Annotated in this window: 23 protein-coding genes; 15 read left to right on the top strand and 8 right to left on the bottom strand. The window is 68.8% G+C overall.

Going from position 1 to position 23,268, the window contains the following annotated elements:
• Window positions 1-3: 3 nt before the first annotated feature.
• From ACV4UZ_RS14475 to ACV4UZ_RS14465, 3 genes are read right to left on the bottom strand one after another with little or no spacing between them, the layout of a single operon-like run.
• Window positions 4-927, bottom strand: coding sequence for a metallophosphoesterase (locus ACV4UZ_RS14475; protein WP_491601504.1), 924 nt, complete (start codon window positions 925-927; stop codon window positions 4-6).
• The gene (locus tag ACV4UZ_RS14470) at window positions 924-1,853 is read right to left on the bottom strand and encodes a glycosyltransferase family 9 protein (RefSeq protein ID WP_491601503.1); all 930 of its coding nucleotides are present in this window, start codon (window positions 1,851-1,853) and stop codon (window positions 924-926) included. Before ACV4UZ_RS14470 ends, ACV4UZ_RS14475 begins: the two co-directional genes overlap by 4 nt.
• Window positions 1,850-3,055 carry a glycosyltransferase family 4 protein gene (locus tag ACV4UZ_RS14465; protein ID WP_491601502.1) on the bottom strand — a complete coding sequence of 402 codons (1,206 nt, stop codon included), beginning with the start codon at window positions 3,053-3,055 and terminating at the stop codon, window positions 1,850-1,852. Before ACV4UZ_RS14465 ends, ACV4UZ_RS14470 begins: the two co-directional genes overlap by 4 nt.
• A gap of 15 nt (window positions 3,056-3,070) precedes the next feature.
• Between ACV4UZ_RS14465 and ACV4UZ_RS14460 the strand changes: the two genes are divergently transcribed.
• Window positions 3,071-3,862: an alpha/beta hydrolase gene (locus tag ACV4UZ_RS14460; RefSeq protein WP_491601501.1), complete on the top strand. Its 792-nt coding sequence runs from the start codon at window positions 3,071-3,073 to the stop codon at window positions 3,860-3,862.
• A 71-nt stretch (window positions 3,863-3,933) separates the two neighbouring features.
• On the top strand, window positions 3,934-4,344 hold the full coding sequence (locus tag ACV4UZ_RS14455) for a hypothetical protein (RefSeq protein ID WP_491601500.1): 411 nt from the start codon (window positions 3,934-3,936) through the stop codon (window positions 4,342-4,344).
• On the opposite strand, the gene ACV4UZ_RS14450 is transcribed toward ACV4UZ_RS14455, so the two are convergent.
• Window positions 4,345-4,563, bottom strand: a complete 219-nt coding sequence (locus ACV4UZ_RS14450; protein WP_491601499.1) for a hypothetical protein — start codon at window positions 4,561-4,563, stop codon at window positions 4,345-4,347. It abuts the gene before it with no gap.
• Between the two features lie 148 nt (window positions 4,564-4,711).
• Here ACV4UZ_RS14450 and ACV4UZ_RS14445 point away from each other — a divergent pair, with 148 nt between their 5' ends.
• From ACV4UZ_RS14445 to ACV4UZ_RS14385, 13 genes are all read left to right on the top strand, one after another.
• On the top strand, window positions 4,712-6,379 hold the full coding sequence (locus tag ACV4UZ_RS14445; RefSeq protein WP_491601498.1) for an ATP-binding SpoIIE family protein phosphatase: 1,668 nt from the start codon (window positions 4,712-4,714) through the stop codon (window positions 6,377-6,379).
• On the top strand, window positions 6,376-6,705 hold the full coding sequence (locus tag ACV4UZ_RS14440; protein WP_491601497.1) for an STAS domain-containing protein: 330 nt from the start codon (window positions 6,376-6,378) through the stop codon (window positions 6,703-6,705). Before ACV4UZ_RS14445 ends, ACV4UZ_RS14440 begins: the two co-directional genes overlap by 4 nt.
• Window positions 6,706-6,709: 4 nt before the next feature.
• Window positions 6,710-7,525: an MlaE family ABC transporter permease gene (locus ACV4UZ_RS14435; RefSeq protein WP_491601496.1), complete on the top strand. Its 816-nt coding sequence runs from the start codon at window positions 6,710-6,712 to the stop codon at window positions 7,523-7,525.
• Window positions 7,525-8,352 carry an ABC transporter ATP-binding protein gene (locus ACV4UZ_RS14430; protein WP_491601495.1) on the top strand — a complete coding sequence of 276 codons (828 nt, stop codon included), beginning with the start codon at window positions 7,525-7,527 and terminating at the stop codon, window positions 8,350-8,352. The genes ACV4UZ_RS14435 and ACV4UZ_RS14430 overlap by 1 nt, the downstream gene beginning before the upstream one ends.
• The gene (locus ACV4UZ_RS14425) at window positions 8,349-9,311 is read left to right on the top strand and encodes an MlaD family protein (protein ID WP_491601494.1); all 963 of its coding nucleotides are present in this window, start codon (window positions 8,349-8,351) and stop codon (window positions 9,309-9,311) included. Before ACV4UZ_RS14430 ends, ACV4UZ_RS14425 begins: the two co-directional genes overlap by 4 nt.
• Window positions 9,312-9,316: 5 nt before the next feature.
• Window positions 9,317-9,901, top strand: a complete 585-nt coding sequence (locus ACV4UZ_RS14420; RefSeq protein ID WP_491601493.1) for an ABC-type transport auxiliary lipoprotein family protein — start codon at window positions 9,317-9,319, stop codon at window positions 9,899-9,901.
• Complete coding sequence (locus ACV4UZ_RS14415) at window positions 9,898-11,214, top strand: class I SAM-dependent RNA methyltransferase (protein ID WP_491601492.1); 1,317 nt, start codon at window positions 9,898-9,900, stop codon at window positions 11,212-11,214. Before ACV4UZ_RS14420 ends, ACV4UZ_RS14415 begins: the two co-directional genes overlap by 4 nt.
• Before the next feature lie 63 nt (window positions 11,215-11,277).
• The gene (locus tag ACV4UZ_RS14410; protein ID WP_491601491.1) at window positions 11,278-11,892 is read left to right on the top strand and encodes a histidine phosphotransferase family protein; all 615 of its coding nucleotides are present in this window, start codon (window positions 11,278-11,280) and stop codon (window positions 11,890-11,892) included.
• 170 nt (window positions 11,893-12,062) lie between these two features.
• Window positions 12,063-14,744 (top strand): hybrid sensor histidine kinase/response regulator, encoded by a 2,682-nt coding sequence (locus ACV4UZ_RS14405; RefSeq protein WP_491601490.1) that lies wholly within the window; start codon window positions 12,063-12,065, stop codon window positions 14,742-14,744.
• The gene (locus tag ACV4UZ_RS14400; protein WP_491601489.1) at window positions 14,741-15,226 is read left to right on the top strand and encodes a chemotaxis protein CheW; all 486 of its coding nucleotides are present in this window, start codon (window positions 14,741-14,743) and stop codon (window positions 15,224-15,226) included. Before ACV4UZ_RS14405 ends, ACV4UZ_RS14400 begins: the two co-directional genes overlap by 4 nt.
• 85 nt (window positions 15,227-15,311) lie before the next feature.
• A complete protein-coding gene (locus tag ACV4UZ_RS14395; protein WP_491601488.1) occupies window positions 15,312-15,677 on the top strand; it encodes a response regulator in 366 nt (121 codons plus the stop codon).
• 23 nt (window positions 15,678-15,700) lie between these two features.
• The gene (locus ACV4UZ_RS14390) at window positions 15,701-16,846 is read left to right on the top strand and encodes a protein-glutamate methylesterase/protein-glutamine glutaminase (protein ID WP_491601487.1); all 1,146 of its coding nucleotides are present in this window, start codon (window positions 15,701-15,703) and stop codon (window positions 16,844-16,846) included.
• Window positions 16,847-16,850: 4 nt separating this feature from the next.
• On the top strand, window positions 16,851-17,687 hold the full coding sequence (locus tag ACV4UZ_RS14385; RefSeq protein ID WP_491601486.1) for a CheR family methyltransferase: 837 nt from the start codon (window positions 16,851-16,853) through the stop codon (window positions 17,685-17,687).
• A 356-nt stretch (window positions 17,688-18,043) separates the two neighbouring features.
• On the opposite strand, the gene ACV4UZ_RS14380 is transcribed toward ACV4UZ_RS14385, so the two are convergent.
• From ACV4UZ_RS14380 to ACV4UZ_RS14365, 4 genes are all read right to left on the bottom strand, one after another.
• A complete protein-coding gene (locus ACV4UZ_RS14380; protein WP_491601485.1) occupies window positions 18,044-19,543 on the bottom strand; it encodes a DnaJ domain-containing protein in 1,500 nt (499 codons plus the stop codon).
• 82 nt (window positions 19,544-19,625) lie between these two features.
• Window positions 19,626-21,359 (bottom strand): DNA polymerase III, encoded by a 1,734-nt coding sequence (locus ACV4UZ_RS14375; protein ID WP_491601484.1) that lies wholly within the window; start codon window positions 21,357-21,359, stop codon window positions 19,626-19,628.
• A 4-nt stretch (window positions 21,360-21,363) separates the two neighbouring features.
• The gene (locus tag ACV4UZ_RS14370; RefSeq protein ID WP_011382940.1) at window positions 21,364-22,161 is read right to left on the bottom strand and encodes a MinD/ParA family protein; all 798 of its coding nucleotides are present in this window, start codon (window positions 22,159-22,161) and stop codon (window positions 21,364-21,366) included.
• The gene (locus ACV4UZ_RS14365; protein WP_491601483.1) at window positions 22,158-23,159 is read right to left on the bottom strand and encodes a flagellar biosynthesis protein FlhF; all 1,002 of its coding nucleotides are present in this window, start codon (window positions 23,157-23,159) and stop codon (window positions 22,158-22,160) included. Before ACV4UZ_RS14365 ends, ACV4UZ_RS14370 begins: the two co-directional genes overlap by 4 nt.
• Between the last annotated feature and the right edge of the window lie 109 nt (window positions 23,160-23,268).

Here is a 23,268-nt window from a genome sequence, read left to right as displayed (position 1 = left end):
GAGTCAAGGCGCACCCCGCCGAAGGGTGATCAGCGCCACTTCGGGCGGGCAGTTGAAGCGGACGGGGATGCCCCCGCTTCCCACGCCGGTGGTGGTGTAGCCAATCATTTCGCCCTTGCGCCATACACCTCGGCACAGGGCCCGGTCACGATCCAGGGCGGTGGCGACCGGCCGCCCCCCGGGCAGGCACACCTGTCCGCCGTGGGTATGGCCGGCGAGATAGACGGCGCAGCCGGCGGCCGCGGCCTCGGGCGCGTAATCGGGAGAGTGGATCACGGCGATGCGGAAGCCCTGCGCCGCCATCAGCGCCCGGTTGGCTGCGGGATCGTGAAAGGTGTAAATATCGTCACAGCCGACCAGGGTCAGGGCTTGTCCGTCGCGCCACAGGGTGGCCGTCTCGTTGATCAGCAGCCGCAAGCCCGCCATCCGCAACGGTTCGATGATGTCGTGGCGGTCGTGATTGCCCAGCACCCCATAGACTCCCTGGCGGGCCCGAATGGCGGCGAGCAAGGGGGCCATGGCTGCCGCGACAACGGGGGCGGCGGGACGGCCATGGCTTTGGTAGTCGCCGCCGAAAATGGCGATGTCGCACTCGACCCGCGACACGAGATCCAAGGCCACCTCGGGGCCGCCAGAGGCGATGTCCAGGTGCAGGTCGGACAGGAACAGGATGGTGAAGCCGTCGAAAGCTTCCGGCAGATTGCGTGGCCTCAGGTCCAGGCGATGGAGGTGCGGCCGGGCGGCATTGCGCCGGCCCCAGCCATAAAGCCCGGTGGCCTGAAAGACCCAGCGCAATTTCGCGTCATGGCCGAACAGGCGGGGAACCGGCCGCGGGCCATCGGGGGTGGAACGCAGGCGGCTTTCCATCAGCTGAGCCTCGAGCCGCCGCCGTCTGTCGAGCCAGGCCTGGCGTGATTCGTCGCTCACCGGGGCAACATCCCGGCCAGCGCCGCCTCCACCTCCGCCTCGCCAAGGTCGGCGAGCGACGGACGGCGCAGCACGGTGACGTTGCCGCGCGGCGCGCACAGGCTGGGGTCGGATTCGTGGGAGAACAGCACCACCGAGGGACAGCCGCCGGCGGCGATCAGGTGCATGGGGCCGGTGTCGTTGCCCAAGGCCGCCTCGGCACGGCGGGCCAGGGCGATGATGTCGGGTAGTCCGGTCTTCCCGGACAGATCCAGGGCCTGGGGACAGGCGGCGGTGATGATTTCGATCTCGGCCCGCTCCTTGATGGTGCCCAGCAGGACGGGCGTGAAGCCCATTTCCATCAGCCGGGCGGCCAGACGGCCGAAACGCTCCGCCGGCCAGCGCTTGGCGGGACGGTGCGGCGCGCCGCCCGGCACCAGCAGCACAAAGCGGCCGGGGATGTCGAAGCGGCCGGGCGCGGCCTCGGCCCAGGCGAGATCGGGTGGAGGCACCTTGGCGATGCCAGCCATGGCCAGTTGCTCGCGCTGGCGTTCGATGGTGTGCATGAAATCCCGCCGGGGATTGGCGTGGGGGTGCGAGCAGCCCTTGGCGATGCCCGACCACTCGACCTCTTTACCCAGCAGGCGGAAATACCAGGACGAGCGGTCCGAGGTCTGCAGGTCGTAGACCCGCTCGAAGCGGCCGCTCCGCAATCTGGCGCGCAGGGCCAGCACCTTGTCCAGGCGCCACAGGGGCGGCTTGTCGTCCAGCCAGACCTCGTCGAACCAGGGGCAGGCGTTCGCCAGTTCGGCGAAGGGACGGGTGGTCAGCAGGGTGATGCGGGCGGACGGGTGGTGGGCCCGGATGGCGGCGAAGGGCCCCATGGCCTGGACGAAATCGCCCAGGGCGCCGAGCTTGATGACCAGGATGTTGGTCGAACCGGTCACGACCCCTCGTCAGCAGGCGCCGCTTCCGGAACTCCCAGCACCTCGCGGTAGACGGCGAGGGTGCTGGCGCACATGCTTTCCTTGGAGAATTTGGAACGCACGAAATCCATGGCGTCCTTGGCCATCAGGTCGCGTTCCTTGGCCGACAGGGCCAGGAAGCGGTCCAGCGCCTGGGCCAGGGCATGGGGATCGCCCGGCGCGGTCAGCCAGCCGGTACGGCCGGGCAGCACCGTCTCGTCGGTGGCGCCGTGGGCGGTGGCGATCACCGGACGGCCCATGGCCTGGCCTTCCACGGCGACACGGCCGAAGGCCTCGGGATCGGTGGAGGCCGACACCACCACGTCGGTCAGCATGTAGGCGGCGGGCATGTCGGTGCACTCGTCCACCAGATGGACCACGTCGGTCAGGTTCCGGCGCTTGACCAGTTCCACCAGCTCCTCGCGATAGCCGGTGCGGCCCTGGTCCGATCCCACCAGCAGGCAGCGCACGTCGTGACGGCCCAGCAGCGCCAGGGCCTCGATCAGCACCGCCTGGCCCTTCCAGCGGGTCAGGCGGCCGGGCAGCATGATGACCTGATAGCCGTCGGGCAGCCGCCACTTCTGGGCCAGTTGGATGATGCGCTCGGGGCTGACGCGGGCGGGGTCGAAGCGGGCCATGTCGATACCGCGATGGACCACGCGGACCCGCTCCGCCTCCAGGCCGTAGATGCGCCGGGCGTGCTCGGCGATGAAATCCGAGATGGCGATCACCTTCTCGCCCCGCGTCATCACGGCGTTGTACTTCTGCTTCAGGCCGAACCAGCCGAGATTGTAGGTGCCGTGGAAGGTGGTGACGTAATGGGCGCCGGTGGCCTGGGCGGCGATCCAGGCGCTCCAGGCCGGCGCGCGCGAGCGGGCGTGGACGATGTCCACCTGGTGGGTGGTGATCAGCTCGGCCAGCTTCAGCGCGTTGGACCGGATGGTCAGCGGATTCTTCGAAGCCAGCGGCAGGGTGATGTGCGTCGCCCCGGCGCGGGTCAGCTCGCGCACCATGGGGCCGCCCTCGGAGGCGACGATGGCGGTCCATCCGGCTTCGGCCAGGGCCACCGCCATGTCCACGGTGCCGCGTTCCACCCCTCCGGTGACCAGGGCGGGCAGCACCTGCAACACGACCGGTTGACGAACGGCCGGGGATGGCGCTTCGATGGGGGCAACGTGATCCATGGGTTTCCGAAAGCGATGACTGAGAACTCGAAAGACGGGCAAAACCCGGCAGGCGGCGGGATACTAACACGCCCCGACGGCGCGACAATCGCTTACCGCAGGCTGGAAGGCAAGACTCCCGGCGTGGTGTTCCTGCACGGCTACCATTCCGACATGGAAGGGACCAAGGCCCTGGCGCTGGAAGAGATGTGCCGGGCCGAGGGCCGCGCCTTCCTGCGCTTCGACTATTTCGGCCATGGCAGATCGTCGGGCGACGTGGCCCACGGCACCATCGGCCGCTGGGCCGCCGACGCGGTGGCGGTCATCTCGGACCTGACCGAGGGGAAACAGGTTCTGGTGGGCTCCAGCCTGGGCGGCTGGATCGCCCTGCTGGCGGCGCTGGAACTCCGCGACCGGGTGGCCGGGCTGGTGGGGGTGGCCGCCGCTCCCGATTTCACCGAGGACCTGATGTGGCAGGACTTCACCTTCGAGCAGCGCCGCACCCTGATGGAAACCGGCGAGCTGGAACTGCCCAATTGCTACGAACCGGACAAGCCCTGGCGCATCCACCGTTCGCTGATCGAGGACGGGCGCAACCACCTGCTGCTGCGCGACCTGATCCAGTTGCACTGTCCGGTCCGGCTGATTCAGGGGCAGAAGGACGAGGACGTGCCCTGGCAGACCGCGCTGCGCCTGGCCGATTGCCTGGCCTCCGATCAGGTGGAGGTCATCCTGGTCAAGGACGGCGACCACCGTCTCTCCCGCGATGGCGACCTGGCCCGCCTGACCGACGTGACGGCGGCCATTCTGGCCCTCATCCAGGAGTAATAGGGTGAAAACCTTAGTTCCGTTCCGATGCGAACCCGGCTAGGATTCGTCCGGACTGTATCGGATTTTCCATGCGATTGCCTTTCATCCTTGCACCGGCACTGATCCTGGGGGGCTGTTCCCTGGTCACTCCGGACCGCACGCCCGAGGAGGCGCGCGCCAACGCCGACCGCAAGGTCAGCCTGCGCACCAATGTCAGCCCCTCCAACGCCTGCCCCAAGGTGGCGCGCATGCTGTCCTGGTGCGCCCGCGGCCCCAACTATCACTACCGCTGCACCATCGCCCCCAACGGCAGCCGCGCCGAACTGGTCGGCGAACTGGAGGCGGTGTTCCGCACCGAGACCCTGCTGGTGGTGGATTTCGTGCGCAAGGGCAACGACACCGAGGTCACGGTGCATCAGCGCGACAGCGTGCTGGTCTACGACTATCCGCCGCTGATCGAAAAGCAGCTGGCGGGCAGCCTGGACTGCCGCCCGCCGTGATCAGGCCTTGCGCCTGACGAAATTGTCGGGATCGAGCAGCATGTCGGCGGCGACGGTCATGGTGCGGCCGCTGCCCCGGTCGACCAGGCGGACGTGGCGGGGAATGTCGGGGTAATCGAAGATCCGCTCGACCATCCAGTCGCTGCCATAGGTTCCAAGCTTGTGAAAGACATCGCCGGGCTCGATCGTCGGACCGCCCTTGCCTCGCGAAAAAAACATCACTTGCCCCAATATGTCCTTCCCCGTCCCATCCCTCCCTTTACACGGGCAGAACACGTAAAGTCGAGCCCCCCGTGTATTTTTTCGCATGGACGGTGCGGGCATCTATCCGTTTGGCCGTTCTCCGACTTCTTGGCATGATGGGGCCATGCCGAGCCCGCTTCCCGAGACCGATTCCGCCAGCCATCTCGACCTGATCGTCGAGATGACGGGTGATTTCGCCCATTCCCACGACGTGGAGGCGACGCTCCATCTCGGCCTGGAGCGTATCGCCCGGCGGCTGGGCGCCGAGGCCGCCTCGCTGTTCCTGATCGATGAGGACACGGGCGAGCTGGTCTGCCGCGCCAACATGGGGCCGGTGGACGTCATCGGCCTGCGGCTTGCCCCGGGAACAGGCATCGTCGGGCGCACCATCGACCTCGGCGTGCCGCAGCTGGTCCGGGACACAAGGCGCGACCCCGATTTCGCCCGTGCCATCGACGCCGCCACCGGCTTCGAGACCCGCTCCATCCTGTGCGCCCCCATGGCCGTGCGGGGGCAGCGGCTGGGGGCCATCGAGCTGTTCAACAAGGTCAGCGGCGAGGCTTTCACCCAGACCGATTCCCGTCTGTTGCAAGCCCTGGCCGCCAGTTCCGCCCTTGCCCTGATCAATGCCCGGCTGGTGGCCGACATGGCCGAGCAGCAGGGCCTGAAGCGCGAGCTGGAACTGGCCGCCGAGATCCAGCGGGCCATGCTGCCGGGAGACTTGCCCGCCGATTCCCCCATCCACGGCATCAATCTGCCGGCCAGTGGCGTATCCGGCGACTTCTTCGAGATCATGCACCTGGCCGACGGACGCATCGCCTTCGCCATCGGCGACGTGGCGGGCAAGGGCATGAAGGCCTCTCTGCTGATGGCCAAGACCGCCAGCCTGTTCCGTTGCCTGGTCAAGCGGGAGGCCGGTCCCGGCGCGGTGCTGGCCGCCATCAATTCGGAACTGCTGGAAACCCGCATGCCCGGCATGTTCGTCACCATGGCCGCCGGCCTGTTCGACCCGGCCGCCGGGCGGGTGACCCTGGCCATCGCCGGGCACGAGCCGCCGCTGCTGCTGAAGGACGGGCGCTTCACCCCCATCGAGGGCGACATGCCGCCGCTGGGCATCGCCGTCGAGCTGTTCGCCGAGGGCTGTCCGGAAAGCGTGGTCGATCTTAAGGGGGGCTGCCTCTATCTCTTCACCGACGGGCTGACCGAGGCCCGAACGCGCCATGATTCCATGCTGGAGGCCGAGGGCGCCCGCGCCCTGATCCAGAGCTTCGCCGACCTGCCGGCCGCCCGGCGCCTGGACGCCGTGGTCCAGTCCCTGGACGACAGCGGCTCGCTGCGTGACGACATCACCCTGATGGTGATCGAGGACCGCCGGGGCCGTCCGGCGGGATTCGAAGGCCGCTACTCCGCCCGCCCCGACGAACTGTCCGCCATCCGCGCCGCGGTGGGCGGCGCGGCGCGCGCCCTGGGCTGCGGCGACTCCATGGTGGGCGACGTGGTGCTGGCGGTGGACGAGGCCTGCCAGAACATCATCCGCCACGCCTACAAGGGGGGCGACGGCGACATCCTCGTCCACCTGGACCGCGAAGATGATCGCCTGGTCATACGACTTATGGATTTCGCTCCCGCCGTGGATGTGGCTAAAATCCAGCCCAGGCCGCTGGACGAGCTGCGGCCGGGGGGATTGGGCACCCATCTGATGCGCTCGATCATGGATCACGTCGATTTCCTGGCTCCGCCGGCCGGAATCGGTAACCTGTTGCAAATGGTCAAACGGATCGACCCGACATGAAGCTGGAAACCCGCGCCATCGGAACCGCCGTCGTCGTCGCCCTGTCGGGCGAGGTCGATCTGCGCCACTCGCCCGCGCTGCGCAAGGCGCTGATGGATCTGATGCTGGAGAAGCGCCCGGTGGTGGCGGCCGACCTGTCGGCGGTGGAATACATCGACAGTTCCGGCATCGCCGGACTGGTGGAGGCCTACCAGATGGCGCGCAAGAACGGCACCCGTTTCGTGCTGGCCGCCATCAGCGACCCGGTGCGCCGGGTGCTGCAGCTGGCCCGCCTGGACCGTGTCTTCACCATCGCCGGCACGCTCGAGGAAGCCTTGGGGGAATGATGCGGTGAGCACGGACGCCGAACCCAGGGGATTCGTCGGATTTCTCGACCGGCTGGGACGCCGGGCGGTGACCGGAATCGCCGAGTTCGGCTTCGGGGCCTCGCTGGTGGGCGAATGCGTCTACTGGCTGGGCATGGGGGGCAAGCGCCGCCAGCCGGTCCGCCTCGCCCCCGTGGTGGCCCAGGCCATGGAGATCGGCATCGGCGCGCTGCCCATCGTCACCGTGCTGTCGGCCACCATCGGGATCATGCTGGCCATCCAGGGCATCTACACCCTGCGGCTGTTCGGCGCCGAATCCCGGGTTTCGCTGGGCGTCGCCATGAGCGTGGTGCGCGAGTTCGGCCCGCTGATCACCGGCATCCTGGTGGCCGGGCGTTCCGGTTCGGCGCTGGCCGCCCGGCTGGGGACCATGCGCATCAACCAGGAGATCGACGCGCTGACCGTCATGGGCATCTCGCCGGTGCGCTTCCTGGTGGTGCCGCCGCTGCTGGCCATGCTGGTGATGCTGCCGGCGCTGACGCTGTGGTCCGACCTGGTGGGGCTGTTCGCCGCCGGGCTCTACATCGCGCCGCAGCTGGGCAGTTCCATCGGCGCCTATGTGGACGAGATGACCACCCTGGTCCGGCTCAACGACGTCTGGCACGGCCTGGGCAAGAGCGCCATCTTCGCCGTGCTGATCACCGTGGTGGGCGTGGTCAACGGCGCCTCGGTGACCGGCGGCGCCGAAGGCGTCGGGCGCATGACCACCCGCTCGGTGGTGCATGCCATCTCGGCCATCGTCATCACCGACATGGTCTTCGTCTTCATGGTGACGCGCTGATGGGAAGTCCCGCCAATTCCATCGAGGTCTCCAATCTGGTCACCCATTACGGCGACCGCAAGATCCTGCACGACGTGTCGCTTTCCGTCGGCAAGGGCGAGATCATGGTGATCATGGGCGGCTCCGGCTCGGGCAAGACCACGCTGCTCAACCACCTTCTGGGCCTCAAGAAGCCCAGCTCGGGCACGGTGCGCATCCTGGGCCACGACATCGCCCGGCTGTCGCCGGTGGCCTTGCAGCGGCTGCGCACCCGCACCGGGGTGGCGTTCCAGTCGGGGGCGCTGTTCAGTTCCATGAGCGTCGGCGACAACATCGCCCTGCCGCTGCGCGAGCATACCGAGCTGGACGAGACCACCATCGGCATCATGACGCGGCTCAAGCTGGAAGTGGTCAGCCTGGCCGGCTTCGAGCACCTGAAACCCGCCGAGCTGTCGGGCGGCATGATCAAGCGCGCCGCCCTGGCCAGGGCCATCGTCATGGACCCCGAGCTGCTGTTCTGCGACGAGCCCTCGGCCGGGCTGGATCCGGTGGTGGCGTCCTCCATCGACGACCTGATCCTGCGCCTGCGGGACGCCATGGGCATGAGCATCGTGGTGGTGACCCACGATCTCGACTCCACCTTCAAGATCGCCGACCGCATCTGCGTGCTGGACAAGGGCCACGTCCTGGCGCTGGACACCGTGGAGGCGATCCGCGCCAGCACCGACCCGCGCATCCAGAACCTCCTCAACCGCCGCACCGAGGAAGCCGAGCCCGATGCGGATTCCTATCTGCGCCGCCTGACCGGCGGCCCCGCCCACCCAACCGACCGGACTCTGCGCCCATGAAGGATTCCCGCATCAACTACGTGATGGTCGGCGGCTTCGTGCTGGCCATGCTGGTATCGCTGGTGGTGGTGGTGGCGGTGCTCACCGGCCGGACCGGCTCCACCCAGTCCTATTATACCCGGCTGGCCAACGTGGCCGGCATCAAGTACGGCACCAAGGTCACCTACGAAGGCTTCCCGGTGGGGCAGGTGGAGCGGATATCGCCCCTGCACGAGGGCAACACCACCGCCTTCCGCCTGGAAGTCTCGGTGGCCGACGACTGGCGCATCCCCAAGGATTCCCAGGCCCGCGTCGCGGCGTCGGGCCTGCTGGCGGCGGCGACGCTCGACATCAAGGGCGGCAGTTCGTCCGAGATGCTGCCGCCCGGCTCGGAGATTCCCTCCGGTCCCGCCGCCAACATCTTCGCCGCCATGAACGACATGGCCGGCCAGATCACCGACCTCAACCAGACGGCCCTGAAGCCGCTGCTGTTCAGCCTGAACCAGCAGGTGGGATCGCTGGGCACCATCCTGGAGCGTCACGCCCCCGAACTGATGGCCAATCTGCTGGCGGTGACCCAGGACCTGGCGGTCAAGACGCCCCGCATCACCGCCGACGTGGAGAAGATGACCGGAACCCTGTCGGGCAAGGTGATCAATGATGCCAATGCCGAGCGTATCCGGGAGACCCTGGACAATGCCGCCAAGCTGTCGGCCGGCCTGCAGGACAGCCGCAGGAAGGTGGATTCCATGCTGACCTCGCTCGACAAGTCCATCACCGGCAACCAGGACAACATCGACCAGAGCATCAAGGAACTGCGCCATACCCTGCAGGCGGTGTCGCGCTCCATCGATTCGGTCACCTACAATCTGGACGGCACCACCCGGAACCTGCACGAATTCTCGCGCCAGATCCGCGAAAACCCGGGCGTGCTGATCGGCGGCAACAAGCGGGGCGAGGACGGCCCGGGACGGAAATGATGATCATGCGCAACGCCATCTCGGCTGCCTTTGCCGCCCTCTTCCTCGCCGCCTGCGCCGGTCCCGCCGCGCCGCCGGATTCGTTCTACCGCATCGAGCCCGGGGCGCCCGCCCTGCGTTTCGCCAAGCCGATCCTGCCCGGCGTGCTGGAGGTCAACCGGCTGGCCGCCGACGGGGTGGTGGCGGAACGGGCCCTGGCCTTTTCCCGCAACGGCGTTCTGGCCCATTACAAGTACGATTTCTGGAGCGAGCCGCCCGGCATGCTGCTGCAGGACCGCCTGGCCCATTACCTCGCCGAGGCCGGCGCCGCCGACCGGGTGGTGACTCCGGATTTGCGGGTTCTGTCCGATTGGACGCTGCGTGGCAAGGTGCGGCGTTTCGAACAGATCGCCGGCGCCTCGCTGGCCGTGGTCGATCTGGAACTGGCGGTGGTCGGCGCCCGCGACGGCCGGCTGGTGCTGCTGCGGACCTACGAGGCCCGCGTCCCCACGCCGTCCGATCGGGTGGAGGACGCCGCCCACGCCATGGAAAAGGGCGTCGCCGACATCTTCGCCCGCTTCCTGGCCGACCTGAGCCCGTCGCCCCGATGAGGAAGCCCCGCCGCGCCCCGCCGCGCCCCGGCCGCGCCATTCCCGCGCCGCGCACCGTCGAACTGGACATCGAGATGGTGGGGGCGCGCGGCGACGGCATCGCGCGGCTGGACGGCGAGACGGTGTTCGTCCCCTTCACCGTGGCCGGCGACCGGGTTCTGGCCCGGATCGAGGGCAAGCGCGGCGACGGCCTGACCGCCGCCCTGATCGAGGTCGCCGAGCCCGGCCCCGGGCGCGCCTCCCCGCCCTGCGGCCATTACGGCCGTTGCGGCGGCTGCTCGCTCCAGCATCTCGACGATGCCCATTACGCCGAATGGAAGCGGGATCTGCTGATCACCCAGCTGGCCCGCCAGGGCCTGGCCGAGGCGCATGTGGAGCCGCTGGTGCGCGTGCCGCCCGCCTCGCGCCGGCGGGCCGACTTCACCTTCATCCGCGCCAAGGGCGCCATCCTGCTGGGCTTCAACGGACGGGCCAGCCATACCGTCATCGACATCGAGCGCTGCCCGCTGCTCGACCCCGCCCTGGGGGCCGCCCTTCCGGGCCTGCGCCGCATGCTGGACGGCATCGCCGTCGAAGGCGGCGGCGAGATGGTCGTCACCCTGACCGAAGGCGGCCTGGACGTCCTGGTGGAGGCCCCCGCCCGCCTCGATCTGTTCGAGCGCGAATCCCTGGCCGCCGCCGCCGACGCGCTGGACCTCGCCCGCCTGCACTGGCGCAGGCCGGGCAGCGGGTTCGCCGAGCCCATCGCCCGGCGCCGCCCCGCCCTGGTCCGCTTCGGCGGCATCGCGGTGGAGCCCGCTCCCGGCGCCTTCCTGCAACCCACCCGCGGCGGCGAGCTGGCCATCGCCGAGATCATCCTGGCGGCCATCCCCAGGGACGTGCCGGTGGCCGACCTTTACGCCGGCTGCGGCAGCTTCAGCCTGCCGCTGGCGCTGCGCGGCCCGGTTCGCGCCGTGGAAGGCGAGCAGGGGCCGGTGGCCGCCCTCGACGCCGCCGCCCGGACCCAGGGACTGCCCCTTACCGCCGAGGTGCGCGACCTGGCCCGCCGCCCCCTGGCCGCCCACGAGCTGAAGGCCTTCCGCGCCGTGGTGCTGGACCCGCCCCGCGCCGGGGCCGCCGCCCAGGCCGCTGAACTGGCCCGCCCCGTGGCGGGCGGGCCGGCGACCCTGGCCATGGTCTCGTGCAATCCCGCCACCCTGGCCCGCGACCTGCGCACCCTTTGCGATGGCGGCTGGCGCGTCGAGCGCCTCACCCCCATCGACCAGTTTCCCTGGTCCGCCCACCTGGAGGCGGTGGCGGTTCTTCGGCTATGACGTATTGAATGTGTCTATGGTATAACTATGTACTGTAGGTGAAATCCCGGATGCTGCCATTCCATGACTGACCTTCCCGACACCCGATTGTCCGAACTTCTTTGCGCCCGCCTGTGCCACGACCTGGCCAGCCCGCTGGGCGCGGCGGCGGCCGGGCTCGAGCTGATCGAAGACGGCAGCGATCCGGAAACCCTGGGTCTGGTCTCGGCCAGCATGGGGGCCGCCACCGCCCGCCTCAAGTTCCTGCGTGCCGCTCTTGGACCGGCCAATGACCTCCCCCACGCACCCAAGGCGCTGGGTGACCTGATCCGTGCCTATCTCGGCGGTGCCGTCGCCGGCGGCATCACCCTGGACTGGGCCAGCGAACGCCCCGAGATCGACGGCGAGACGGCGCGCCTGTTGCTCAACCTGGTGCTGATCGCCCGCGATGCGCTGCCGCGCGGCGGACGGATCACCGCCCGCTGCGGCCAGGACGGGAACGGCTCCGCCGGATTGCGGGTCGACGCGGCGGGCGAGGGGGGCGGCCTGTCCGCCGAGGCCCGCCTGGTGCTGATCGATGGCGCGCCGCCATCGGGTCCCCGCGGGGCCCAGGCGTGGTTCGCGCTTCACCTCGCCCGGGCTAAGGGCCTGAAAATCCGCGTCGATCCCAGGCCTGGGGAGATTTCCATCATGGCCTGACGGGGATTGTGGAGAAAATCGTTTCGCAAGCGGATTTACCCGGGTCTGGGTTCTTCTAAAGACTTCCTCGCCGTGCTATTAGTCTGCATGGCCTGTCCGGTTCGGATGGGGGGAGAGGTAGTTTTGGTGCCGCGTGCGGGTGCTGAAACAGGACCGTACTGGAGTCGATCATGGATGATCTCCTCAGTGAATTTCTGACTGAGACATCGGAAAGTCTTTCCGTTCTCGACGTTGCCCTGGTGAACCTGGAGCAGAATCCCAACGACCCCCAGATTCTGGGCAACATCTTCCGCTTGGTCCACACCATCAAGGGCACCTGCGGCTTCCTGGGTCTGCCGCGCCTCGAGCATGTGGCCCATGCCGGCGAGAACGTGCTGGGCAAGTTCCGCGACGGCGAGCTGGAAGTCACCCCCGACGCCGTGACGCTGATCCTGCAGTCCATCGACCGCATCAAGCTGATCCTGGGTCATCTTGAACAGAACGAGTGCGAGCCCGAGGGCAGCGACGCCGACCTGATCGAGCGTCTCAACGCCATGGCCGAGGGCCGCGCCGCCCCCGCCGCCGCGCCTGCCGCCGCCGCTCCGCCGCCGCCGCCCCCGCCGCCGCCCGCCCCCGAGCCCGTGGCCGCGCCCGAACCCGTGGCCGCCGCCCCCGCTCCCGAGCCCGTGGCCGCCGCTCCGGCGCCCGAGCCCGAGCCCGAGCCGGTCAAGGCCAGCGTTCCCGCGCCCACCGCGTCGCCGCCTGCGGTGGCCGCCGCCGCCGCGCCGCCGGTCCCGGCGGGCGAGGCCAAGGAATCCGCCGTGGCCGCCCAGACCATCCGCGTCAACGTGGAGCTGCTGGAAAACCTGATGACCCTGGTGTCCGAACTGGTGCTGACCCGCAACCAGCTGCTCCAGATGGTTCGCGGCAAGGATGACAGCGAGTTCGCGACGCCCTTGCAGCGCCTGTCCCACATCACCACCGACCTTCAGGAAGGTGTGATGAAGACCCGCATGCAGCCCATCGGCAACGCCTGGGCCAAGCTGCCGCGCATCGTCCGCGACCTCGCGGTCGAAATGAACAAGAAGATCGACCTCCAGATGCTGGGCGCCGAGACCGAGCTGGACCGCCAGGTGCTGGAGCTGATCAAGGATCCGCTGACCCACATGGTGCGCAACTCGGCCGACCACGGCCTGGAGGGCACCGAGGAAAGGAAGCGGGTGGGCAAGCCCGAAGTGGGCAAGATCGTGCTGAACGCCTTCCACGAGGGCGGCCACATCATCATCGAGATTTCCGACGACGGTCGCGGCCTCAACCTGGACCGCATCAAGCAGAAGGCCATCCAGAACGGCCTGGCGTCGGAATCCGAGCTTGAGGCGCTGACGCCGCAGCAGATCTACCAGTTCATCTTCAAGGCCGGCTTCTCCACCGCCGAGAAGGTCACCAGCGTGTCGGGCCGCGGCGTCGGCATGGACGTGGTGCGCACCAACATCGAGAAGATCGGCGGCACGGTCGAGCTGAAGAGCCAGCCCGGCAAGGGCTCCTCCTTCATCATCAAGATCCCGCTGACCCTGGCCATCGTCTCGGCCCTGATCGTCGAATGCGCCGTCGAGCGCTTCGCCATCCCGCAGATCAGCGTGCTGGAACTGGTGCGCGTCACCAACAATTCCGAGCACGGCATCGAGATGATCAACAACGCGCCGGTGCTGCGCCTGCGCGACCGCCTGCTGCCCCTGGTCTCGCTGAAGCGCCTGCTCAAGCTGGCCGACAACGAGGAAGAGCAGCAGGAAACCTTCATCGTCGTCACCCAGGTGGGCACCTACACCTTCGGCATCATCGTCGACCGGGTGTTCGACACCGAGGAAATCGTGGTCAAGCCGGTGGCGCCCATCCTGCGCCACATCTCCATGTTCTCGGGCAACACCATCCTGGGCGACGGTTCGGTGATCATGATCCTCGACCCCAACGGCATCGCCGGCGCCACCGGCGAATCCGGCATGATGGGCGGCGCCCAGGCGGCCGAGGCCCAGGTGTTGCGCGAAAGCCACGCCGACCGCAAGACCTCGCTGCTGGTGTTCCGCGCCGGCGGCGACGACCTCAAGGCGGTGCCGCTGGCCCTGGTGGCCCGCCTCGAGGAGATCGAGGTCAAGGACATCGAGCACAGCCACGGCAAGCCCATGGTCCAGTACCGCGGCCACCTCATGCCGCTGATCGCCATCGACGGCATCATGAACTTCCGCGACGAGGGCCGCCAGCCGGTGCTGGTGTTCTCGGACAAGGACCACACCATGGGCCTGGTGGTGGACGAGATCGTCGACATCGTCGAGGACACCCTCAAGGTGGAGCTGTCCGCCGACAATCCCGGCGTCATCGGCACCGCCGTCATCGCCGGCAAGGCCACCACCATCATCGATGCCGGCTACTACCTGCCGCAGGCGTTCGGCGACTGGTTCGGCCGCAACGACAAGGAATTCGGCAGCTCGGACTACCACCAGCCGCGCGTGCTGCTGGTGGACGACTCGCCGTTCTTCCGCAACCTGCTGACGCCCTTGCTGTCGGTGGCCGGCTACGAGGTGATCTCGGTGGACGGCGCCGACAAGGCCCTGCAGCTGCGCGAGCGGGGCGACGAGTTCGACGCCATCATCAGCGACATCGAGATGCCCGGCATGAGCGGCTTCGAATTCGCCCAGGCGGTGCGCGCCGACGGCCGCTGGGGCACCATCCCCATGGTGGCCCTGTCGTCGCACGCCACCGAAAAGGATTTCGAGCGCGGCCGTCAGGTGGGCTTCAACGACTACATCGCCAAATTCGACCGCGATGCGCTGTTGCAGACCCTGGCCTCGACCATCGCAGCCTCTAAAGGTGCCGCATGAACCAACTCGTCCCCGCCGGTAAGCGTCCTGGAACGGAGCTGGCCGCTCCCGAGACCCAGGACTTCGTCACCATGTTCATCGAGGGTCAGCTGTTCGGCATCCCCGTGCTGACCGTCCAGGACGTGCTGGGCCCGCAGAAGATCACCCGCATCCCCCTGGCGCCGCGCGAGGTGGCCGGGTCCTTGAACCTGCGCGGCCGCATCGTCACCGCCATCGACGTCCGGCTGCGCCTGGGCCTCAAGAAGCGGGCCGAGGACAAGAAGGGCATGAGCGTGGTGGTGGACCAGTCCGGCGAGCTGTACTCGCTGATGGTCGATCAGGTCGGCGAGGTGTTGAGCCTGCCGGCCGCCAAGTTCGAGCGCAACCCGCCGACCCTCGACCCCCACTGGCGCGAGTTCTCCATCGGCATCTACCGCCTGGACGACAAGCTGCTGGTGGTCCTCGACGTGGGCAAGCTGCTGGATTTCACGCGGAACGAATAGTATAGGCATGGGGTAAGGGACCACGAAGGGGTGGCAGTCCCGCAGGGGAAGCAAGACCACCCCTCCATCGGAGGCAAGCTTGGGCATGAAGTCCTGTCTGATCGTTGACGATTCCAAGGTCATCCGCATGGTGGCCAAGAAGATCCTGCACGAGCTGAGTTTCAAGACCGAGGAGGCCGAGGACGGCGCCGCGGCCCTTGAAGCCTGCAAGCGCGCCATGCCGGATGCGGTGCTGCTGGACTGGAACATGCCGGTGATGAACGGCATCGACTTCCTGCGCGCGCTGCGCCAGCTTCCCGGCGGCGATCATCCGGTGGTGGTGTTCTGCACCACCGAAAATGACATCGAGCACATCCAGGAAGCCATCACCGCGGGCGCCAACGAATACATCATGAAGCCTTTCGACAGTGAAATCCTTCAGGCGAAGTTCTCGCAGGTCGGATTGCTGTAGCCCCTGGTTCGGTGATTCCACCCATGGCCCTCGATTCCCCTTCTCCGGCAGCCGATCCCATCCGGGTCATGCTGGTCGATGATTCCGCAGTGGTCCGCGGTCTCGTCACCCGCATCCTGGAAGGCGAGGCCGGCATCCAGGTGGTCGCCTCGGTCGGCAACGGCCAGATGGCGCTCGCCTCGCTGGAGCGCAACGAGATCGACGTGGTCATTCTCGATATCGAGATGCCGGTCATGGACGGCCTGACCGCCCTGCCCAAGCTGCTGCAGATCGACCCCGGCCTCAAGATCATCATGCAATCGACGCTGACGCTGAAGGGCGCCGACGTCTCCTTGCGCGCCATGCAGATGGGCGCCGCCGATTACATCCCCAAGCCCACCTCCACCCGCGATCTGGCGGGCGGCGCCGATTTCAAGAGCGAACTGGTGGGCAAGATCCGGGCCCTGGGCCAGGCGCGTCGCGCCGGCGCCCGCCCCGCCCGCCCCGGCGGCCCGCCGGCCACCCGGCCGACCATTTCCCCGGCGGCGCCGCGCACTCCGGTCGCCATCCATCCGCCGGGTCCGCTGCAGTTGCGCAACAACACTCCGGAGCCGCCGGACATCATCGCCATCGGATCGTCGACGGGCGGTCCCCAGGCGCTGTTCACGGTCCTGGGCACCATGAAGGCGGGCACCGTCCGGCAGCCGATCCTGATCACCCAGCACATGCCCGCCACCTTCACCACCATCCTGGCCGAACACATCAGCCGCGTCTCGGGCTGGGAAGCCCGCGAGGCCGTCGATGGCGAGGTGATCACCGGCGGCCGCGTCTATATCGCGCCGGGCGATTTCCACATGGTGGTCGAAACCAAGGGTACGGACAAAGTGCTGCGATTGAACAAGAACCCTCCTGAAAACTTCTGCCGCCCGGCCGTCGACCCCATGCTGCGGTCCATCGCCGCCGCCTATGGCAAGCGCGTCCTGACCTGCATCCTGACGGGCATGGGCGCCGACGGCATGAAGGGCGGCCAGGCGGTGGTTGCCTCGGGCGGCACCGTGATCGCCCAGGACGAGGCTAGCTCGGTTGTGTGGGGCATGCCGGGGGCAGCGGCGACGGCGGGCATCTGCTCGGCCGTCCTGCCACTGCCGGAAATTGCCCCTTGGATCATGAAACTGGCGGCGAGGCGCTAAACCCATGCGGCCCGAAGATTTCGATTTCGTCGCCAAGTTGCTGAAGGACCGTTCCGGTCTGGTCATCACCCGCGACAAGGCCTACCTCCTGGAAAGCCGTCTCACCCCGGTGGCCCGCAAGCGCGGCCTCAAGGGGCTGGACGACCTGGTGGCGGGACTGCGCACCGCCGGCGAGGATCTGCTGCGCGAGGTCACGGAAGCCATGACGACCAACGAGTCGTTCTTCTTCCGCGACATCAAGCCGTTCGACCAGTTCAAGAGCGTCGTCCTGCCCCACCTGCTGGCCACCCGCGCCGCCAAGAAGTCGTTCCGCATCTGGTCGGCGGCCTCGAGTTCGGGCCAGGAAGCCTACACGCTGGCCATGGTGCTGAAGGAGGAGGGCGCCAAGCTGGCCGGCTGGAAGATCGAGATCGTCGGCACCGACATCTCCACCGAGATGCTGGAAAAGGCCAAGGCGGGACTTTATTCCCAGTTCGAGGTGCAGCGCGGCCTGCCCATCCAGCTGCTGGTCAAGTACTTCAAGAAGACCGCCGAGATGTGGCAGATCGACCCCGCCATCCGTGGCATGGTCCAGTACCGCGAATACAACCTGCTGCACGACCTGAAGCCCCTGGGCCAGTTCGACGTGGTGTTCTGCCGCAACGTGCTGATCTATTTCGACCAGCCCACCAAGACCCGCGTGCTGGACAACATCAGCCGGGTGATGCCCGACGACGGCTTCCTCTATCTCGGCGGCGCCGAGACGGTGCTGGGCATCTCGGACAAGTTCAAACCCATCCCCGACCAGCGCGGCGTCTACTCCACCACCCGGGCGCCGGCCGGCATCGGCACCACCAAGTAGCCTTCCCGTCCCCATGGACGCGCCAAGCCCCTTCCGGGAGACCGGGAGGGGCTTTTTCGTGGGCCGTTCAAGGGGCCGGCGCCGAACCGTCAAGCGCGAGACACGGCTTCATTCCGAGGGGCGCGGAGACTCTTTCAGCCGCCGGCGTCGAAACGCTGCCGGTGAAAGCCCCTTCAGCACTGCCAGGGAGTGGCGGGCGGCAACGTCTCGCGGCCCCACATCTAGGGCTTGTACGACTGAAGCTGAATCGCATTCCTTCCGCCGTCACCCCCGGACTTGATCCGGGGGTCTGGATTGCCGGGTCAAGCCCGGCAATGACGGTCAAGGACGAGACGTCAACCTAACCCGGACAGCCTCTAATCGTCGGCCGCGAAGCGGTCGGCCGGCAGGGGCTGGGGCTGGACCGGGTCGTCGGGGGCGGGGGACAGTGAAATCTCGGCGATCTTGGTCAGGGAGCGCAGCGCTCCCGCCGACTGGTACTTGAAAGTCAGCGTCACCGGCAGCATCGAGGCCTGCATGTCGTCCAGGAACACGCCGCAGCCCCTTGAATAGCGGGCGCCGGTGGCGAACTCGATGCGGTAGGTGCCTTCGGGAATGCCGCCGATGCCGATATGGTAGGTGGCGGGAACGTAGAAGGCGGTGACCGTGTTGCCGGCCATGGTCTTCAGCTTGACCACGCCGTCGCGGCGGCCCTCGTTGTGGACCAGCAGCCGGTGGTCGCCGCTGACCCGCCGGGTGAGGATTTCTCCGGCAGTCGGCGGGGCACCCCGGTTCTCGGCGCACCATTGGGCCTTGAAGCGTCCCCCCGACCCGGCGTAGAGCGAGCGGGTCTCGACGAAGCCGTCGATGCCGGACGGCGTCCTGACCTTGACCCATTCGGGGTCGGTCGGGTCGGCGCCGACCTCGACGGTGGTGAAGCGGTCCAGCAGGGTCAGCACCGGGGCGCCGGGCAGCGGCGCCATGCGCACCTTCAGGCCGTCCACCGCCACGTGGCGGATCTCGCCGCTTCGGGCCGGCTGCATGGCGATGGGGGCGGCGGTGGTGGCGACCGGCTGGTCCCAGGGCTTGGTGGCGATCAGGGCGAACACCCCGGCGGTGAGCGGCAGGGCCAGCAGCGGCAGCGCCTGGGCCAGGAACACGCCGCCGCCCAGCTGCCAGCGCGTCTTGAGCCGGCGGTTGTCGGGCAGGTCGCGGGTGGCGTGCAGCAGATCCTCGACCCGGGCGCGGTCGTCGGGCAGGCGGGCGAAGCGTCCGGCCTGCAGCGCCAGCGAGCGGGCCAGCTCCAGCTCGCCGCGTCCCAGGAAGGCGCGGCCCTGGCGGATCAGCACCCTGGCGTTCTCGTGGCGCGGCTTGGACCCGCCCAGCAGGTTGCGCAGCAGCGCCAGGGGGGCGAGCAGCAATCCGGGCAGCGACCACCAGCCCCAGGCCCAGGTGGTGGTCGAGGCCCGCACGGCGGCACGATCGGCGCATGCCCGGCAAAAAATTCCCTCCACCGTGCCGGTTTTTGCCCACACCAGAAACGAGCGGACCCAGTGATAGACCACGTAGCGGGGCTGGGCGGTCAGCGCTCCACAGCCGCAACAGGCGATGGGCGCGCCAGCCACCTGGGCGTCGTCGTCATGGGTGGCTTCCTGTCCGAAGGTGTCGTACTCGGCGCGGCGCACCACGTCCTTGAGCACGCCATAGGCCTCGATAACCCTTTGAAATTCCTCACGCGCCCGCTTAGAGGCATTGCGGTCGGGATGGACCTTCTTCACGCGCGAACGATAGGCGCTCTTGATGGCGTCGGCATCCGCCCCGGGGGCGAGGCCGAGGATCGCGTAATAGCCTTTGGGGTCGCGCGCGATGGTGTTCATCTCAGACGATGCTTGTGGTTTTCCGGAATCTTCAAGCAAAGCCTATGCCATCGGTGGGGGAGGTGGAAAAGCCGCGCAGGGATCATACCACGATTTGCGTTGCCGGTGCGGCCGAGGGCGCAAGGTCCACGAAGGGCCGTCCCGCCTGGAACGACACCTGGCCCTTGATGCCGGTCAGCTGGCCGCATTCGGCGAAGATGCCGGCGATGTCGCGGCACATGGCGGGCGGCAGCGGTTCGGCGGTGCGCACGATCAGGTCGAAGCGCTTGGTGTCCTTCTGCACCAGTCCGTCCAGCTGGACGCGGCCCAGCACGCTCATGCGCACGTCCAGGATGAAGCGCTGTTCGCTTCCCTGCTTGCCCCGGCTCTCCTCCTCCTCGGGCGGGCGGTGGACGTAGAGGTCGATGGGGTCGATGTTGGCGCCATGGGCGAAGGGCAGGGTGATGGAGTGCCAGTCGCCGCGCCCCAGGGGACGGGCGGAATCCTCGGCCAGATCCAGGAAGTCCTGCTTCAGCTTGTCCACCAGATCCCGGCGTCCGGCCCTTTCCAGACCACGGGTCACCGGCTCGGAAAGCAGGGGGCGGACGTCGCCGCTCCGCACCGCCCCGGCGAACTGGGACAGGGCGGCGGCCAGGCGGGGACCCGCCTGGGGGATCATGCGCATCAGGTGCTCGGCCGCCTGACGGTCGGTCCGCAGCAGGGTGTCCACCGCCTGATCCAGGCTGGGCCAGCCACCGGCGGTGAGGCCCTGGGACGGGCCGGGGGCGGGCGCCAAGGGGGGCGGCGGCAGAGGCTGGCCGACCACCTCCAGGCGCAGCAGGCTGCCGACCTGCAGCGGCGAGGCGACGTTGAGCGACAGCACTCCCGCCGGGCTCTGCACCAGGGCGGCGGCGCCGGCCGGCTGGGAGACCACCACGGCGGGCATGGTGGTGATCGTCTGCGGCTGGGGCGGGTTGGGCGTCGGCGGGGCGGCGGGCGTGCCGCCGGGAAGAGGGGCCGCCGCCGCCGGTGATGCGTTCGGCGGGGACGGATGGGGCGCCGACGGCATTCCGGCGGCGGGAACGGACGGGGGGGCCTGCGGCGTGGCGGCCTGCTGCCCTTGCGGCGGTGGGGCGGCATTGGCGGCGGGTTGGGCCGTGCTGGTGGGAAGGGGCTGGCCGCCGCTCACCGCGCCCTGGGCCGGCGGAGCCATGGCGGCGATGCGCACGGTGAGGCGGGAACCGGGGGGCAGGCCGGTCAGCGCCTCGGGCAGGGGCTGGTTCATCTCGAGGCCCGGCGTGCCGGCATTCCCGGGCAGCATCACCGCGCCCGCCGGGCCGGAGCGGATCACCGTGGCGGTCAGGCCGACCGGCCCCCCCGCCAGCCCGGGCGAGGTCACCACCGGCGCCCCGGCCGGGCCGGGCTGGGCAGGGGCGTTCTGGGCGGCCTGGGGCTTGCCGCCGCCGCCGGGGCCGAGCAGGGCGGTAAGGTCGGGCAGGTTGGGCAGGCCGCCGGTGGGGCGCCCGTTGATGGCCAGCAGCTTGAAGGCGGGCAGCCCGTTCTGGGTGATGTACTGCATGGCCAGCTGGGCGCCGTCGGGCGGCAGGGGCTGGCCGGGGGGGAGGCGGAGCGATAGGGAGCCGCCATCGGCGGTCATCACCCGCACCACACCCCTGCCCTCGGCGGCGGCCATGGTGGCGGCCAGCACGGCGCCGGCCTGCAGCTTGGCCAGGGCCTCGGCGGCGCCCTTGTCGGCCACCACGCTCAGCACCACCGGGGCGCTGGCCGGAGGAGGCGGCGCGACCGGGGGTGGGGCCGGCGGGATGGCCGAGCACATGGCGCTAGCGCGAGCGGATCAGGCGCTCGACGATGGCCTCGACGTCGGCGGCGGCCTCGGCGTTGGGCGAGCGCATCATGATCGGGGTCTGGTTGCGGATGGCCTCCCTCACCTTGAGGTCGCGGCGGATGACGCCGGCCAGCGGCGGCGAGATCTTCAGGAAGCCCTCGCAGGCCTTGAGCAGCGTGTTGTAGATGCGCTCGCCCTCCCGCGTCGAATTGGCCATGTTGACCACGATGCGCATGTCGGTGCCGGGGCGCTCCATGTGGGTGACCTTGATGAAGGCGTAGGCGTCGGTCAGCGAGGTGGGCTCGTCGGTGGTCACCACCATGATGGTGCCGGCCTGCTGCGAGAAGTTGCGGGTGGTCTTCTCGACGCCGGCGCCCAGATCGACCACGACGCGGTCGTAATTGCCGGCCAGCAGCACCAGATCGTCGCCCAGCATCTGCAGGCGCGACAGCGGGATGTTGGCGAGCGTGCCCGATCCGGACCGCCCGGCGATGATGTCGAAGCCGCCCTCGGGGAAGCGGGTCAGCGCCTGGTTGAGCGTCATCCGCCCGGCCACCACGCTGCCCAGGTCGGTCTTGGGCATCAGGCCCAGCTGGATGTCCACGTTGGCCAGGCCCAGATCGCCGTCGAACAGCAGCACCCGCTGGTTGGCCCGCGCCAGAGCGTGGGAGAGCGTGATGGAGAACCAGGTCTTGCCCACGCCGCCCTTGCCGGACGCCACCGCGACGATGTTGCGTCCCTTGGCCCTAAGGGTGGGACGGGGCGCCAGGGTGGGAACTTCCATCGTGGTCATGATGCGGATGCCTCGGTCCAGAAGGTTTCGTCTTTGGGTTCGGCCTCGGCCGATTGCGGCATGATCAGCCGCGCCAGCGCCACGGCGGAGATGGGCGAGATGCCCGACGCCACGTGGGGACTGGCGGAAACGTCGCAGAAGGCCAGTTGTCCGGCCTCGGCCGCCGCCAGGACGGAGCCCAGGCGGCGGGTGGTGTCGAGCCGCGACGCGAACAGCCTCGTCGCGCCGATGGCGGCGAAGGCCTCGCCGATCTCGGCGGCCTCTTCCGGGTCGCCGCCGGCGGCCATCACCAGGACGGGCTCCACGTCGGCGGCCTCGATCAGGGCCTGCAGGTAGTCCATGTCGCTTTGCTTGAAGGGATTGAGGCCGGGGGAATCGATCACCACCAGGTCGAACATGCCGTTCATGCTCTCCACCGCCCGGGCCAGGGATTCCGGCCCCCGGGCGCGGACCAGGTCGATTTCCAGGATGGAGGTGAAGGCGGCCAGCTGCTCCACCGCGCCGGCGCGGATGTTGTCGCAGGTGACCACGCCCACCTGCCATTGCTTCAGCACCGAGCGGGCCGCCAGCTTGGCCGCCGCGATGGACTTGCCCGACCCGTTGGGACCCACCAGCATGAAGGGGCGCGGCGCGCCGTGCTCGGGCAGATGGGCGAAGGTGAATCCCGCCTCCAGCGCGGCGGCGCAGGCCAGCGGCGGCTGGGTGAGGCCCGAGGTCTGGGCGGCGTTGACCAGCCGGTCCGTCAGGCGCTGGGGCACGCCGTGCTCGGCCAGCGCCTTTCGCACCGCCTCGGACACTTCCGAGCCGCCGGTGGCCTCCTCCAGCATGGAGGCGACGGCCAGGTCGGCATCGACGGATTCCAGGGCGGCGGTGATGCGCACCCCCTTGGAGCCGGCGGCCCGCTGGGTCGAGACGATGATGGCGTCGTCGCCCAGTTCCTGGCGCACCAGTTCCATGGCCTCGGTCATGGTGGGCGCGGTGAAGGATTTGAGCCTCATTTGCCGCTCCCCATGTCATCCCGAGCGGAGCGAGGGATCTCCGTCTGGAACGATGGCGGGCGAACGGGCAGAGCGGGGCAGGATGAGATCCCTCCTCCCGTTGGTCGTC

This window comes from Paramagnetospirillum sp. (assembly GCF_058402745.1).
Note: the sequence above shows the minus strand (reverse complement) of the source record. Positions and strands in the feature narration are given on the sequence as shown.